At 59.5% G+C, this 15,463-nt stretch carries 13 protein-coding genes and 1 tRNA gene; 6 read left to right on the top strand and 8 right to left on the bottom strand.

From position 1 onward, the window contains the following. Positions 1-57: 57 nt before the first annotated feature. On the bottom strand, positions 58-837 hold the full coding sequence (locus tag ACXAH0_RS10200; RefSeq protein WP_475190857.1) for an SIR2 family NAD-dependent protein deacylase: 780 nt from the start codon (positions 835-837) through the stop codon (positions 58-60). Between the two features lie 54 nt (positions 838-891). On the opposite strand from ACXAH0_RS10200, the gene gloA reads away from it, so the two are divergent. From gloA to ACXAH0_RS10185, 3 genes are all read left to right on the top strand, one after another. Next, the gene (gene gloA / locus ACXAH0_RS10195) at positions 892-1,332 is read left to right on the top strand and encodes a lactoylglutathione lyase (RefSeq protein WP_475173279.1); all 441 of its coding nucleotides are present in this window, start codon (positions 892-894) and stop codon (positions 1,330-1,332) included. Positions 1,333-1,457: 125 nt separating this feature from the next. Then, positions 1,458-1,533 (top strand) — tRNA-Glu (locus ACXAH0_RS10190). A gap of 556 nt (positions 1,534-2,089) precedes the next feature. Continuing rightward, positions 2,090-3,670 (top strand): caspase family protein, encoded by a 1,581-nt coding sequence (locus tag ACXAH0_RS10185; RefSeq protein WP_475190855.1) that lies wholly within the window; start codon positions 2,090-2,092, stop codon positions 3,668-3,670. 76 nt (positions 3,671-3,746) lie between these two features. Here ACXAH0_RS10185 and ACXAH0_RS10180 read toward each other — a convergent pair whose 3' ends face one another. Next, positions 3,747-4,184 carry an ExbD/TolR family protein gene (locus ACXAH0_RS10180; protein WP_475190852.1) on the bottom strand — a complete coding sequence of 146 codons (438 nt, stop codon included), beginning with the start codon at positions 4,182-4,184 and terminating at the stop codon, positions 3,747-3,749. Between the two features lie 133 nt (positions 4,185-4,317). Here ACXAH0_RS10180 and ACXAH0_RS10175 point away from each other — a divergent pair, with 133 nt between their 5' ends. Genes ACXAH0_RS10175 through ACXAH0_RS10165 form a run of 3 tightly spaced genes read left to right on the top strand, consistent with a single transcriptional unit; the run spans position 4,318 to position 5,980 of the window. Beyond that, positions 4,318-4,779: a DUF1036 domain-containing protein gene (locus ACXAH0_RS10175; RefSeq protein WP_475173283.1), complete on the top strand. Its 462-nt coding sequence runs from the start codon at positions 4,318-4,320 to the stop codon at positions 4,777-4,779. A 58-nt stretch (positions 4,780-4,837) separates the two neighbouring features. Further along, the gene (locus tag ACXAH0_RS10170; protein ID WP_475190848.1) at positions 4,838-5,266 is read left to right on the top strand and encodes a hypothetical protein; all 429 of its coding nucleotides are present in this window, start codon (positions 4,838-4,840) and stop codon (positions 5,264-5,266) included. A 45-nt stretch (positions 5,267-5,311) separates the two neighbouring features. Continuing rightward, positions 5,312-5,980, top strand: a complete 669-nt coding sequence (locus tag ACXAH0_RS10165; protein WP_475173287.1) for a MotA/TolQ/ExbB proton channel family protein — start codon at positions 5,312-5,314, stop codon at positions 5,978-5,980. On the opposite strand, the gene ACXAH0_RS10160 is transcribed toward ACXAH0_RS10165, so the two are convergent. From ACXAH0_RS10160 to tssM, 6 genes are all read right to left on the bottom strand, one after another. Beyond that, a complete protein-coding gene (locus ACXAH0_RS10160; RefSeq protein WP_475190844.1) occupies positions 5,972-6,868 on the bottom strand; it encodes a hypothetical protein in 897 nt (298 codons plus the stop codon). The genes ACXAH0_RS10165 and ACXAH0_RS10160 overlap by 9 nt on opposite strands. A gap of 974 nt (positions 6,869-7,842) precedes the next feature. Further along, positions 7,843-8,265 carry an ExbD/TolR family protein gene (locus ACXAH0_RS10155; RefSeq protein ID WP_475190841.1) on the bottom strand — a complete coding sequence of 141 codons (423 nt, stop codon included), beginning with the start codon at positions 8,263-8,265 and terminating at the stop codon, positions 7,843-7,845. Positions 8,266-8,301: 36 nt separating this feature from the next. Continuing rightward, positions 8,302-10,320, bottom strand: a complete 2,019-nt coding sequence (locus tag ACXAH0_RS10150; RefSeq protein ID WP_475190837.1) for a serine/threonine protein kinase — start codon at positions 10,318-10,320, stop codon at positions 8,302-8,304. After that, positions 10,317-11,084 carry a PP2C family protein-serine/threonine phosphatase gene (locus ACXAH0_RS10145; RefSeq protein WP_475190834.1) on the bottom strand — a complete coding sequence of 256 codons (768 nt, stop codon included), beginning with the start codon at positions 11,082-11,084 and terminating at the stop codon, positions 10,317-10,319. The genes ACXAH0_RS10150 and ACXAH0_RS10145 overlap by 4 nt, the downstream gene beginning before the upstream one ends. After that, positions 11,081-11,779: a type VI secretion system-associated protein TagF gene (gene tagF / locus ACXAH0_RS10140; RefSeq protein WP_475190831.1), complete on the bottom strand. Its 699-nt coding sequence runs from the start codon at positions 11,777-11,779 to the stop codon at positions 11,081-11,083. Before tagF ends, ACXAH0_RS10145 begins: the two co-directional genes overlap by 4 nt. Before the next feature lie 11 nt (positions 11,780-11,790). After that, complete coding sequence (gene tssM / locus ACXAH0_RS10135) at positions 11,791-15,444, bottom strand: type VI secretion system membrane subunit TssM (RefSeq protein WP_475190828.1); 3,654 nt, start codon at positions 15,442-15,444, stop codon at positions 11,791-11,793. Positions 15,445-15,463 lie beyond the last annotated feature (19 nt).

Below are 15,463 nucleotides of genomic sequence, written 5' to 3'. Positions count from 1 at the left end.
AGGATAACATTGCGCATAATGACGAGAAGCGAAATTGTGGAACTAACCACAGGCCATTTACGAAGTTTGAGGCATTTTTCTACCGAAACCCGCAAATGTTTGTGCCAGAGGGGTGCGCAGGACAGTAGAAGCCAATGAATCAAGCGGTGTTTCTTGTCCGTTGAGAATCACCAGTTCGGCGCCCGACTGAACCGCCAGCACCGGCAAATGGGCGGCCGGATGCACAAGAAGGGACGAGTCCAGAACCAGAAAAAGGTCACAGCGGCGCACCGCGTCAACTGCGCGCCCCAGCGCAGCTTCCGGCATCTGCTGGCCAAAACTGATCACCGCCGCCTTCAGCATCCCGCCACAGGCCTCACACCGGGGGCTGTCTCCCGCGCTGACCGCCTCGCGTTGTGCCTCAAGCTCCGCGTAGCGGCCGCAGTCCAGACAGGTTGCATAGGTCGAATTGCCATGAATTTCGATCAGCCGGTCCTGCGGAAACCCGGCGGCCTGATGGAGACCATCCACATTCTGGGTCACCAGACAGCTTATCTGCCCCGCTAGGGCCATCTCCGTCAGCGCCAGATGGGCCGCATTGGGCTGTGCCGCCTGAAAGAATTCCAGCATCTCGAACCGGCGGCCCCAGTCTTCCAGGCGGCTTTCTTCCGACACCAGAAAGTCCTGATATTGAACCGGATTGCGTTTGGACCATATGCCACCCGGGGAGCGGAAATCAGGAATTCCGGACTCTGTCGAGATCCCGGCCCCGGTCAGGGCCGCAATGCATCGGTCCGGCTCCTCCTGAAATCGTGCCACATAGTCTCGAGCTTCTGAAAGCTTGGTGATAAGTGTCATGAGCCGCTCCGGCACCTTCCGACCGATCCCTCGTTCGAGGACAAAGGACATAACATGCGATATTTGCACACGATGGTTCGTGTAACCGATATTGAAGAATCGCTCGACTTCTATTGCAACAAGATGGGTATGACGGAGATCCGCCGCACCGAAAGCGAAAAGGGGCGTTTCACCCTGATCTTTCTGGCAGGCGCCGACGACATTGAGTCCGGCAAGGCTCAGGCCGCCCCGCTTCTGGAGCTGACTTACAACTGGGATCCGGAAAGCTATTCCGGCGGCCGCAACTTCGGCCACCTCGCTTTTGAGGTCGATGACATCTATCAAGTCTGTGCGGATCTTCAGTCGAAAGGCGTGACGATCAACCGTCCCCCGCGCGACGGCCGCATGGCGTTTGTTCGTTCGCCGGACAATATTTCCATTGAACTGCTTCAAAAAGGCGAAGCTCTTGAAATCAAAGAGCCCTGGGCGTCCATGGGCAATACCGGCGAGTGGTAAGTCTGACCGGATTTCAATATATGCGGGCCCGGAACACCGGGCCTGCAAAAAATTGTTTCAAAGGCTCTTGCGGGCCAGACCATTCCCGCCTATAAGCCTCCCCACGACGCAGCCGCGTCGACCGCGCGCCCATCGTCTAGCGGTCTAGGACGCCGCCCTTTCACGGCGGAAACACGGGTTCGAGTCCCGTTGGGCGTGCCAATTTCTCCTTGAAAAATGGCATTCTGTGACGCACTTCAAGGCAGCTTGTCTTGACCGTGGGAGCAGGTTCTTTACGGCAATTCTACCTGCTCGCATACAATTGCACTTTGCGGGTTCAGCCGTAGACACTGACCTGACCGGTTGACTGCAAGCTGTTCCCATCTCACGCGCGCTCCAGTCCTCAGCTTTCAGACCAGCTTGTCTTTTGCGCTGTCTTCCCTGATGTCAGATAGCGGCGGGCAAAGCCTTTCAAACGCGAAGCGCCCCAACAAAACCGGTCGGCACGTTCCGTCAAAACAACGTCACCTCTTTCAAAAAGCCGTGCACTCCAAGGCTTTTCTCGCTATAATTCAGGGCTGGAACCGTTTAGCAACAGGTTTCATCAAGGTGGGTCTGGGCATTTGAATTTAAGATCACTTTCACCAAAACGAATTGTTGTGACACGAATTACATATCATTTAATGCCGCTAGGGTAGCGTTCTCTCATACAGGACCCAAACCCACAGCGAGATCGGGTCAACCCGACAGGCAAAATTGATCGACGAGAGGACAGGGCATGTTCAAACGAATGATCGCCGTGCTGGCAATACTTTTAACAGGGACAGCACCGGCCCTTGCCAAGCGTATTGCGCTTGTCATCGGCAACGGAGCCTATGAGCACACCGTCCCCCTTCCCAATCCGGCCAATGACGCAGAGCTGATGGCAACCAAGCTGCGCAGCCTCGGCTTCGAGGTTGTCGCCGGTCAGGATCAGACCTACACGGACATGCGCCGGTCTGTGATGGAATTTGCGAAAAAGGCCTATGGGGCAGAGATTGCTCTGCTCTTCTATGCGGGACATGGCATGCAGGTGGCAGGCCAGAACCTGCTGGTGCCGATTGACGCGAAAATCGAAGACGAAACCTCTCTCGATTTTGAAACCATTTCCGTGGACTTCATCATGCGCCAGATGTCGAAAGACGTGAAAGTGCAGATGGTGTTCCTGGATGCCTGCCGAGACAACCCTCTGGCACGGACCCTGGCCCGCCGCATGGGACCGAGCCGGTCCGGTAGCCTCGGCGCAGGTCTGGCGGAAATCAAGGTCCAGGAAACCGGCGGGGAAGGCTCCGTGATTGCTTTCGCCACTTCCCCCGGCGACGTCGCGCTTGACGGAGAAGGTCAGAATTCGCCCTTCACCTCCGCCCTTATCCGGCACATCGACACCCCCAATGCGTCGATCCAGACAGTCATGACCCGTGTCACCGGCGATGTCTATGATGCAACGGAAAAGCGGCAGCGCCCCTGGGTGAATGCCTCGCTGATCGGGGAAGTCTTTCTCAACAAGAAAGCTGAGACCCAGGCCAGCACCGAAGTGGCCTCACTGGGAACAACCGCGACCACCGTTCCGGATCAGGCCGTTCAGAACGCGGTAACCGCTGCTGCAGCCAGCACTTCTGCCCAGCCCAATCTTGACTGGGAACGGGAAAAGCTGATCTGGGAAGCTGCCAAATCCAGCGATACGGCTGCCGATTATGAATCCTATCTGTCGGCCTATCCGAATGGCACCTTTGCCGACTTCGCCCGCAATGCGATCAAGCGCAAAACGGAAACGCCCCAGGTCGCGGCGGTGAACCCGGCTGGCACGGCGGGCCAGTCCACTGGTCAGACGGCTGCATCCGCCGGAGTTGTGGCGACCCTGCCGGATCCCCAAAAGGCGATCCCGGGCACGCCCCAGACCGAAGCCTCCATGGGCTGGAACCGCACGGCACGCCGGGAAGTCCAGACCCGCCTTAACCTGTCAGGTCATGATGTCGGCCGTCCGGACGGCGCCTTCGGCCCCAGAACCAGGGCTGGTGTCACCGCCTGGCAGACAGCCAATGGCATCGTGCCGACCGGGTATTTCACCGCCGCCCAGTATGCGCTCTTAACCACGCAGACTGCGGTGCAATACACAGCCTATCAGGCCGAGGTCAAACGCAAGCAACAGGCTGCAGCGGCATCTCGCAGCACCACACGGCGCACGAACACCAATAGTCCGCAGCGCACGACCAACAACCGCCGTGCCCCCGCCAACAATGGCGGCAGCATGAACCCGGCAGGTGCCGCGTTTATCGGCGGCGTTGTCGGCGGCATCATTGGCGGCGCTATCGGCCGCTGATCCGCAGCTATTGCCAAGACATCAGCGGCCCGGACTTCGTCCGGGCCGTTTTTATGTTCACTCATTGGAACAACAATCAATCGAGCGTAAGGCTGACCTTGTGGATGTCCGAGGCCCGGGCCGCGTCCAGAACATCGACCACCTGCTGGAATTCCACATCGGCAGAAGGGACCAGCACCGCTGACCCCGCGCCAAGACCCGCCAGACGGTTCAGTTCCGCCTGCAAACCGTTCAAGGAAACAGGCTGGCCATTGACAGTCATCCGGACAGAGCCCGTGCCCCCCTGCCCCTTGAGGCTGATCAGAACCGCCGGGACCTGGACCCCACCGAATTCCTGACGCGGCTCCTGAGCCGGGTCTTGGCCTGCGTTCACGCCCAATGCCACTTCCAGCGGCCTCCAGATGCCGAAGGAAGAAGACAGCAGAAAGAACATGACCAGAATGAAGATGACGTCGATCAGTGGCGTCACCGGAATGCGTTTGCGCCTTGCAAGCGGGGGGCCGATCCGGATCATGTTCTTGGCACTTCTCCTCGTCCATCCCCTGTAACTTCACCGAGAACAGCCAAAAGCACAATGGTGAATGCCAAATTGACGTGCCCGTTCTTCTTCCTTAGCGTAACTCACACAAGAACTTCCAGGGAGCCCCATGGCAAAAGCCAGTCACGACCGCGGCATTTTTTCCGTCAAAGGACTTTTGTACAAATGGCCGGCTCGGGCTGCCATTGCCGGGGGCTGGTGTTTTTTCGCCTTCATGGCCTCTGCCGAAGCCGGGCTCAGGGTCTGCAACGGCTCTGTCGATCTGGTAAACATTGCCATCGGCTATGAGACCGACGAAGGCCTGAGAACCGAGGGCTGGTGGACCATCACGGCCAATGCCTGCAGCCAGGTACTTCAGGAGCCGCTCAACGCGGCCAGCTACTATCTGCATGTGGCCGACGGGTTCGGGGAAAGCCGCCTTGGCGGCGATGTGACCCTCTGCATCCGCGAGGAAAAATTCGTCCTGTTCGACGGAGACCAATGCTGGCAACGCGGTCTGATCGAGGCTGATTTTTTCAAGATTGAAACAGAAGGGGCGCCGGATTGGACAGTCTTGTTGTCTTATGACTGAAATTTGTGTCTGATGGTCCGGCAGTCCGCATGGGCAGGTTTTCTTGAGGGATTTTTGAATGCGTTTTTCAAGCTTGTTTGCCATATTGGCGGCACTTAGCACCGTTCTGGCCGCTCAGGCCGCAGCGCAGGACCTGTCCGGCGAGATCAGCCTTGAACTCAATCAGGCGGAACCGATTGAGACCGGCGGCTGCCGGCTGGCCGTTGTAGCAACCAACGGACTGGAGCGTCCGATGAATGCCCTGGAACTTGAAGTCGTCATCTTCGACAAGAACGGGCTGGTCAACCGGTTCCTGAGCCTTGAATTTTCGCGCATTTCCGCCGGCAAGACAAAAGTCCTGCAATTCGATCTCGATGAGGCCTGCAACGACCTCTCTAGGCTGCATGTCAATGATGTGCAGAATTGCGTGCCGCCTTCGGTGGAGGATGTCTATTGCCCGGATCTTTTGAAGCTGAGCAACCGTTCCGGCGTAGCCTTTAGCGACTGACGGGGGCGTTCTGCCGTGGACTTCAACAGGATCATGGGCTGATTGATGGAAAGTTCCTCGTCCTTGCTGGAGCTTGGAGGGCCGGTTGTTCTGGTCCTTCTTGCCCTTTCGGTTGCTGCCCTGGCCGTCATTCTGGCCAAAATGGTCCAGTTCTCCACCTCCCGGGTCGGCCGTCACAATCTGGTGCGCCAGGCTGTTTCCCAATGGCGCAGCGGCGAACGCACCAAGGCAACCCAGCTTCTGCTCAAGGACACATCTCTGTCGGCCGCCCTTCTGCGCAGCGCAATGGAGTCTCTCCAGTTTCTGGATCAGCAGCCCCTGGGACCGCAGGAGCGCGATATCCGGGAGGAACGCCTCAGGGAGGAGATCTCCGCCCGGGCCGCAGACAGGCTGTTTGCGCTGGCCAGCTGGCTGAAAGCCCTTGATCTGGTCGCTCAGATTGCGCCTCTTCTGGGCCTGTTCGGCACGGTTCTCGGTATGATCGAAACCTTTCAGACCCTTCAGGATGCTGGCGCATCCGCCAGCCCAGGCGCCCTTGCAGGCGGAATCTGGGTCGCGCTTTTGACCACGGCCTGTGGCCTTGCTGTTGCCATTCCAGTCTCCGTGGCGGTCACCTGGTTCGAGACCCGGCTGGAAAAGGAACGGGCTGCCCTTGAAGTGATGCTGACCGGCGTCTTTACCGCATCGGCGACGGGACGACCCACGTCAGCGTAACACCTTGAAAGCAGTCAGCGTATAGACACCCGGCTGCTCCAGAACATCGGCGATGCGCGCGGCAGGCAAGGTGCCGAAAGCAGCCGGTTGCTTGCCGGAGGGCCTGTTCCAGACCGCAAGCACCAGCGCCGTTTCCTCTGACCGCTCCGAGACCAGTGTCACCGGGATGGAAAACCGCCAGCCGCCAATTGGACCGGTGCTGGTTTCTGCACGGACGAAGCTCCGCCCGTCATGGATCTGACCGGCATCATCAATCAGATAGAGTTCAGGCGCGCCCCGGCCGCTCAAGTCAGCGCCATGGACCTCCGCCTGTGCAATGCGTGCCAGCGGCAAATCCCGCTGGATGACGCCGCCAAGCCTGGTCCCGCTGACCACTTCCGTGCGGTCCAGCTCCAGGAGACCGGGTGCCTCGATCCCCGCCGCCGCAGCCATCGCGGCCAGCAAAGAACATTGGTTCTGCGTAATCAGGCGCAGCTCGATATCCGCTTCATAGCCGTGGTCGGCCGCAAATTTTCGGTCAAAGGCCAGAAACGGATCAATCGCCGTGCCAAAAGCGGTGACCCGTGCGCTCTTTGCACCTGCAGACATGACAGACAGATGCGTGCACTCTCCCGCATCGTGGCTTGCAACATAGCCAGTCACCTTTGCAAGCGGGTCAATGCCCTCCAGATGATCCGGCGCAACCGTTTCAGCCGGCTCCGGTGTGACCGCACTGTCTGGAACCGCCACCAGTTCCGGCGCACTTGGACTGATCACCGTTCCCCCATGTTCAGATGGCTGAAGGGCCGCCAGACGCTCCTCAACGGGCACAACAGGTTTGATGGTGAGACCATTTTCCACCGGTGCAATTGCGGCCGGTGCGGGCCTGCTCACACGTTCAGGGCGCACGGGTTGTGCATCTGCGCCTGCATTCGGACTGCCTGCTCCGCCTGAACTGCCCGTCGAGGCCGTCTCTCTGGCTGACTGGACAGATACAGCCGCAACACTGGTGCTGCTGGTGACCCGTTGCACAGTGTGCACCGGTATCAGAGCGTTCCCGGTTGGTTTAACCTCCGCCTTTGGCGCTGAAGGCGGGCGCGACACACTGCTTACCGGTGTCTGCTGCAGGGGGCTTGTTTTGACCACCGGCATGGATGACAGCCGGCCAGCCTGTAAGGTCCCCGGTGCAACCTTGGCCCTGTCCGCGCGCACCGGCTTGTTTGCAAGGGGTTTGGAGCCGGACACACGGACGGCGGACTTGTTGGGAACCACATTGGAGGGTTTTATTATTTTTTCTGTTTTTGGTTGCTTTTGGGGCCGGACCTTTTCGATCGCCTCCTGAACTCTTTCTATTCCCCCTCCCCCTGTTGGGGCAGTTGCTAGGGCTGGGATAATTGGGCTTGGGGAAGGTCTCTTCGGAGTGATCGGTCCGGCTTCGTTCTGAGAAGGCCGGATGGTTTGAACGATGGTCTTTGGAGGCACAACGGCTGAGGCCACAGCAGCCGGTCGGATCGCCTCCCTTTGCGGGGGTATTTGCGTTTGCGCGGGTGGTCTATCTGCAGCGGGCCGCGCAACATGGTCGGCCCCGGTCACCGCCGCTTTCGAGGCAGCGCTCTTTGCCACACCAGCGGTGGGCACCTTGTCTGGTTGCACGTATGCTGCTGTCCCTGTCCCCACCAGCTGGGCTTTTTCAAAAACCAGCGTTTCACGCTCCAGAATGATCTCTGTCTGAGCGCCCTTTGATGGCTGTGTTTGTGTATGGTGCAAATCTGCAAGGCCAAAAACCACCAAAGCCAGGTGGACCGCGAGGGAGAGCGCCAGCACGAGGGGCCAGACAAAAACCGGGATAGCCGCCTCACGCGGCTCATCATAATAAGCAGAGGTCACGGCCGCTCCGCTTCAACGGTTACGAAGGTTATCTGGGTGACGCCCGCCTGCTTCAAACGGGCGGCAAAGGCCGCAATCGCGCCAACCCTGGCGCCTTTGTCGACCTGAAGCGACAAACGGTCTGTGCGCGCGGCAAGGGCCTGGAGAACACCGTCCAGCTCGCCCTCTTCAACAGGTGCTCCCTGGCTCCAGATCGCGCCAGACCGGGCCAGAACCAGACTGTTGGCAATATCGCCCCGGCCCTCCATTGACCGCGTGCTGGCCCACTCAAAACGCTCCGGCAAGGGCGGGCGCAAAGTGCCGGAGATTATCAGGAACAGGAGCAGCAGAAACACCACGTTGATCAAAGCCAGAGAGCTGTCGGCGCGCCGGTTGGCGAGCGGCTTCGGCAGATGGATCGGTTTTGTGTAGCGCTTCATGGCCGCTCCGCCCCCTGACCCCAACCGCAGAAAAGATCACGGCACCACTTTGACCGTCGTTGCCGTGGCCCGCAAGACCGGCAGATCCTGCATCAAGGCGTCAAAATAGGCACCTGCTTTCGCTTCTCGCCGTTTTGCGAGGCTGGCAACAAGATCCGGACCCACCAGCGAAATAATCAAACCGGTTTCCTCAGCCGGCGAATTCAGGGTCAAGGGCACAACAAACCCTGCCCCGCCGTCGTCCTGTTTCAGATACGGCGACAGGTTGACCACCTCGCCGCTGCTCGACACAAACAACAGCCCGAGATCGCCGGTTGACGGGTCAAAACCGGAAATGCGCCCGGCCATGTTTTCCCCGTTAGGAATGAGAGTGCGCTGCATGTCCAGCCGCAATTCGGTCTTTTCATTGCCCTGCGGGGTCGCCCGCAAAAAGGCGATCGCTGGACATTGCGCATCGCTGATGAGATTGACCTGGATCTTGGCCTCAAAGCCCTGAGAGCGGGTGAACTCGCTGTCAAACGCAATGAAAGGCGGTGTTCTGGAAGCAAACCCCTCAATCTCGGCGGCGTTGGCCGCAATTTGAACCGGTTGCAGATACATGCAGTCACCGGATTTATACGTCTGGACGAAATTGCGCACGCTCTGTTCCGGCGTCGCTGGCACCACGGGCACGCCTGTCTCTTGCGGCCCCGTCTGCGCGTTTGTGTCTGGTCCAGTATTCAAGCCGGTATCGATGTCTTTTGGGTCCGTAAGGTCCGGTGTCAGAACCGCCAGATCGGCTGGATCGCCCGCCCCGTCTCCGTCCCTGCCTCCATCTTGAGACAAGGTTGCCTTTTCCTCCGGCAGAGACGGCAATTCAATCTGATCAGGCAGCGCTGGAAGGCCACTATCACTTGCACTGCTGCCTGCCAAACCGCCACCGCCGGAAGTCCCGCCGTCCTGCGCATCCGGATCCTGATCCTGCATGGGGGACTGGATTGGTGCATCAGGCGCATTTTCGCGCGGCTGGGCCACCAGAACCGGTTTTTGATCCTGATCGGGAACGGTCTGCCCGACCAGAAAAAATACCCCCGCAGCGCCTACGCCCGCAAATCCGAGCAAGGACAGGCCTACCAGTATGCGCCGTCCCCAGCGGACAGGGGCTGCGGGGTGATCTGGCGTTGCTGTCTGGGGCGGCGGGCTGGCAGGCCGGATGATGGTTTGGTCCTGGACCGGCGGCAGCATCGGTGCCCCCAGGGTCCAGCCAGCGATCTCGGCCATGGAGCCGGGCCGGTTTGCCGGATCGGGCTGGAGCATTGCCTCAAGCAACGGGCGGAACCGGTTGTCTATCCCCTCCAGAGGCGGCACGACCCGGCGTTTTTCGATCATTTCCACCTGGGTGCCGCCCATGTCAGGCTGTTTGCCGGTCAGGCACTCAGCGATCACGAGCCCAAGGGAATAGATATCACTTCTGGGTGTTACCTTGCCTTCATGCAAGCCGACCTGTTCCGGCGACACATAGTTCACCTTGCCTGCAAAGCCGTCGCCTATGATGGTGGGCCCACCGGTATTGGCCCGCGAAATTCCGAAATCGATGATCTTGGCCTGTCCTACATCCCCGTTTTGCAGAATAATATTGTCCGGGGAAAGGTCCCGATGGATTATGTCCCGGTCATGGACTGCTTGCAGGGCAGCCGCCACCCGCACAACAAGGCGGTAGACCGCTTCAGGTTCCAACGGGCCGGATTCAAGCCGCGATTTCAGCGAGGGTCCGCCGACAAATTCCATTGCCAGGTAATAGACACCCAGCTCCGGTTCCCGGGCGAAGACGAAATACTGCGTCATCGCATCATGTTTCAATTTGCGCAGGATCTTGGCTTCGCGCTTGAACAGGTCCAGGATCAGCGAGTCTTTCGCAAATCTGGCGAGAAGCACCTTAATGGCCACCGGATCGCCGCTCTCCACGTCGCGCGCCCGGTAAACAGTCCCAATCCCACCATCGGCAATATGCTCTTCAATCTCGTAAAGATTGTTGAGCCGCGTTCCGGCGGGCAGCAAATGGTCTTCCGGTTTCATTGACCGGTCTCTCCTTTCCCAAAGGCAGCCTGATCAATATCCACCAGGACAACGGTTACATTATCGGAACCACCCCGCGCCAGCGCCCCATTCAAAAGGTCCCGGGCCACCGTTTGCTGCGCACCGTCCAAAAGCGTATTCGCAATCACAGCGTCTTCGAGATGACCTGTCAGCCCGTCCGAACATAACAGGAAACGGTCCCCGCGCCTCAGGTTTCCGGCCACCATCTCCAGCTCCAGATTCAGTCCAGAACCAATTGCCCGGGTGATCACGTGCCGTCTGGAAAAAGTCCGGGCCTCTTCTACCGTCAGGACATTCTGATCGACCAGTTCCTGGGCCTCCGTGTGATCGGTGGTCAGCTGTTCCAGTTCGCCGTTCCGGAACCGGTACACCCGGCTGTCCCCGGCCCAAAGACAGGCGAAGTCTGCTCCAAAGGTCAAAAGGGCTGCAATGGTGGTGCCCATGGCACCCGAATGCGCATCTGCCGCCGCCTTCTCGATTGCCTTTTTGGCGTCTATGACCCGGCTTTCGAACTGGTCCAGAAGATCTTCCGCACTTTGCGGCCCGGAAATATCCGACAGCGCGTCCTTCACCAGACCGGAGGCCAAAGCGCCAGCACTCAAGCCGCCGGCCCCATCCATGACTGCAAAAATACCCTTGTCCTCGTCACAGAAATACGTGTCCTGATTTTCCTCCCGTACCCGGCCGACATGCGTCAGTCCCGTAGAAAATGCGCGCAATGCCATCGTGTCTGGCTGCGTCATGTTCGATCATCCTCCCGCTGATATCGCCCATGGTCCTGCCCTGCCCTGTCCTCGCCGGTATCCTGCTCCTGGAACGTCTCAGGCAGGATCAGCCAGCGAAAAGATACTGCTGCCGGAAGGCCGGAGCAGCTGAAGTCAAACCCGGAAGCGCCCGCCCGGCACCAGAACCGGGATTTGACAACATGTCTGGTGCGGTCCCCGGCACCAAGCAGCGTTTTCGCAGCAACGCCCGGGTGCGCATGAAAGCCCTGGTCCGCCCCTTTCAGCTCTGTGACCGCCTTCTGAAACCCCTCCAGGGTGGAGTCATCCTCCAGCGTGCCCAGAAGAACGGCTTCAACCCCCTCATACCAGTCTTCTTCCGGGACAGAGCCCACCGGCCCTCCCGCAGGAGGGCCCGACATCGACCCGGCCAAGGTCAGCGGAAACAGACGTCCCACCCTGTCAACACTCGGCATAAAGGCACCAGCCACAGGCTTGGAAACCGGGGCATTCCCGCAGACGGGCCAAAGAGCAAATCGCCAGACTGGCATTGTCAGATAGGCCTCGTCCCAGCTGGTGCCCAAATCGTCCCGCGATTGCGCCAGACCCGCCATCAAAAACGGCTCCCAAAGCCGCAGGAACCCGCTTGGGCATTGTCCGGTGATAAAATCTGCCCGGTCGGGCAGTTTTCCGAAATATCCGACCCCTTCCGGCATACCGAGCCCATTCAAAAGCTGGTGGGACAGCTGAAATCGCTGACCGCAGACAGGAAAAACGGGTTCGGTTTGGTGCGCAACGTTACGGTGAAAGCCACCTGACGGCCGCCCAAGGTCTTGCGGATCACGAATTTGTTCTGGCCGGAACTGACCCTGTTGGCCCGGATGAACCGGTAAAAGGCCCAGTCGCCATGCACTTCCTGGCGGGACCTGTATCCGGGCACTTCCGGCTGTATGACCAGCACGACCCGAGGGGTCGCCGTGTTGCTGGGCCAGTCGAAGCTGGCCGGAAGCGGCTCGATATCCGCATTGAACCCGGGGCCGCGCGTGACCAGCACCAGATTGCCATTGACCTCCAGGCTTGCTGCATCCGCCTGCTGGGACAAGGCACGCGGCACCACTTGCAGACCGACGGAAGGAAAGGCATTCCCGGTCGGGAAAAAGGCCTGTTTGATCAGGTCCGCCCGTTCAAACTGGCGCAAGGTTGCGTTGGACAGCCGGTCGGCCTGAGCCACCTCCGGCTTCCAGTTCCAGGGCCTCGAGGACGTATCCACCAGGGCTTTCAGGTTCTGATCGAAAAACTGCTGCATGATCCCGTTAGGGGAAAACAGCTTGGCAAATTCCGTCATCGGCACTTCCGAGCGCCCGTTTGTAAACGGGTAATTGCGTGCGACAATGCGGCGGCACTGGTCCACCACCTGGGACTTGAGCTTCTCGTTCAGCTGTGTGATCGAGGTTTCTTTGAACTCCTCATCAAACTCCTTCGCCGCCTGCTGGATCAACTTGTCGAAGGGCTGCGGAAACCGGGTTGCGTTGCTGCGCAGGAGCGATGCCTGGATCTGCACATTCGAATTGGCGGTTTCGCTCTGCAACGGGTTGTTGGCCACAACAAGAAGGTTGTCGAGGATGTTCTTGAAATTGACCAGCAAGGCATCGATCTTGCGGCTGGTCCCGCCTTCGACCAGGACATGATACGGCCGGAAGTGATCTTCAATCGCCTTTCCGGGTATGATCACCGGCCCTCCGCTGCCCGTTGCGGCGCCGAGAGCATTGGAAACTCCGCCCGGCGCCAGGGCTTTCAGACCCGCCTCGATGCCGATGCGTTTCAAACCACCTGCCCGGTCCAGCACATATTGCTGAAAGACCTTCTGGACCGCATCCTTGCCCGCTTCCTTCGCATTGCCCCCTTGCAGCGCCCCCGCCAGACTGTCCTCAGCAAGGTCCTGGGTCAGGAGCGTTTCCCGGCGGATGCTTTCCAGCAGCAGGACCACCGGAGAGGTGGGCGCTGAAACCGCCTGCAAGGTCGTGTAAAGCGGCTTGTCATTGCGCATGGACTTGAATTTCAGGTTGCCAAGCGCCTCTTCCCACGCCGCGATGAAATCGCGCGTATAAAGCCCGAGGATCTCTCCAGGCAACGACTGGTATTGATCGGCAAAGGCGTCCGCCTCTCCGATATCGCCAAACACCCATTTGTCCCGCTCCAGCTCTTCCCGGATTCCGGCAAGGTTCGGCAGCACCGACAGATGGAACCCGGGATAGGTGTAGAACCGGTCCACCAGAACCGTGTCGAGCGTGTCACCATTCTCGGTTTCAAAAACGGTTTCCATATCCGGACCGCCGCGCTGTGCCGCAACCCAGTCTTCAGCTGCAATGCCCTTTGACCGGGATTTCAAAAGCGCATAGCCGCGCTCGGCAAGACTGACACGGGCGAGTTCGCGCTGCACTTCAGCCACCAGCACCCCGTCCAGCTGGTCGGTCAGCACGTTGCCGCCAAAGTCGAGATCAAGCATGGCCGCGATATGAGTGTTGAGCTCATTGCGCAGCACCTGCCCCTGAGGGCCCGGGAAACTTTGCAGAAAGTCCGCCCGGAAGGAGTTCTTGATCTGGTCCTTGTCGATTTCCGGCGCATCGCCTGCGACCATCCGGTAGAGCTTGATCAGGTTGTAGAGCTTTTCAATATCCTGCCCGCCCGGACCCGTGCGGTTGTCGAGCACGTCGGTCATCTGCTCTTCAATGCGCAAAAGCAGTCGCGGGCGCAACAGCCGCTCAAGCCCGCTGCGGTATGAGGTGATCCCGGCCGCTTCCAGGCGCTCCCGCTGGCTGAGCCCGAATTTTTCCAGGAAGGGCGTTGGGTCATTGCGGCTGTCATACCCGGCGGGCAAGCTGCGCAGCAGAGACAGGATATAGGCAGAATCGCGCAAGCTGTCATCGCGCACGACCCTTTGCTCAAGAACCCCTTCCCCTTCGGCGCGCACGGCCGCGACTGCCTTGGCGGTGTCCTCGATCAAGGCCCGGTTGTTGAGATAGCTAAGTGTCCAGAGGCTGCCAAGCCCGACGGTCACCAGCACGATGGCCGCATAGGCGGCGATACGGGCCGCAGTCGCCATGCGCACGGCCTGCCGGTTGTGGGTCACCCAGCCCGCTTCACCGATGATGACCTTGGTCAGCAGATCCCGCAGGAAATAGCTCTTGCCCTGCCCGGACAGGGCCGCCGCCTGATAAGAGGTTCCAAACGCCTGGCTCATGGACCCGATCACCCGGTCAATGGCCGTACCTGTCTGGGTTCCGGAGGTAAAATAAAAGCCGCGCAGCACCGCATTCGGATAGTAACGGCTCGGCTCGAAAATAGCGTTCAGAAAGCCGGTCACCCGGTCGCGCAGGGCCGCCACCTGGGTCGGGAACCCATAAAGCATCAGACGCGCGCGCGGATCCGGTTCTTCCTGCAGCCGGTCCGCCAGTTCCTCATTTAGCCGTTCGATCAGGAGATCGAATTCCGCAGGGGTTTCGGCCACCATGTTCTTGGTTTTCTCACGGGTCTGAAACGTGGCGCCCCACACAAGGTTGCGGCGGCTCTCCGGGTAGGAGCCGAAAAACTCCATGAAACCGGCAATTGTGTCGGCCTTGGTGAAGACCACATAGACCGGGAAATCAATTTTCAAGGTCTTGTAGAGCTCGATCAGACGCGCACGGATAGCGTCCGTATGCTGTTTCAGATCCGCATCGGACAGGGTCATCAGATCTTCCAGACTTATGGAGATCATGACGCCATTGACCGGCTGGCGCGGGCGCGCCTTGCGCAGGATGTTCAAAAAGCCGAGCCAGGCCTCGCGGTCATGGTCTTCGTCGGAATCCTGGGTCGTATAGCGCCCGGCCGTATCGATCAGAACGGCATTTTCCGCAAACCACCAGTCGCAATACCGGGTGCCACCGAGGCCTTCGAGTTTCTGCGCCTCGCCCTTGCCCCGCGCGTTTGCGAACTTCAGCCCGGAATGCATGAGCGCCGTGGTCTTGCCCGATCCGGGTGGGCCAATCATCAGATACCAGGGCAGATCATAGAGATAGGTGCGCGCGTTGCCGCTGGAGGATTTCAGCGTCTTCAGTGCATCTTTCATGCGCTCCGACAGGATCTGCAGATCTTCTTCACTTGCCTTGGGCTGCAGGATTTCCTGCTCCAGAGCCCGGTTGGCCTGAATGCGCCTGTAAATCCGGTAAACCGTCCAGCCGCCGATCGACAGGAGCACGAGGCTCGACAGCAGCAGACGCACCCAAAGCGGCTCAAAAGGCCTCACTCCGGCGATGGCCAGAAACGGGCCTCCGAACCAGATAAGCGCAATCAGGGCAAGAATGCCGATCAGAATTGCCGTTGTTCCGAGCCAGAATTTCATAAAATTCGCCTTGTTCTCT

Source organism: Roseibium sp. AWQ4_290 (assembly GCF_056160985.1).
This window is presented reverse-complemented; position numbering and strand designations above follow the sequence as displayed.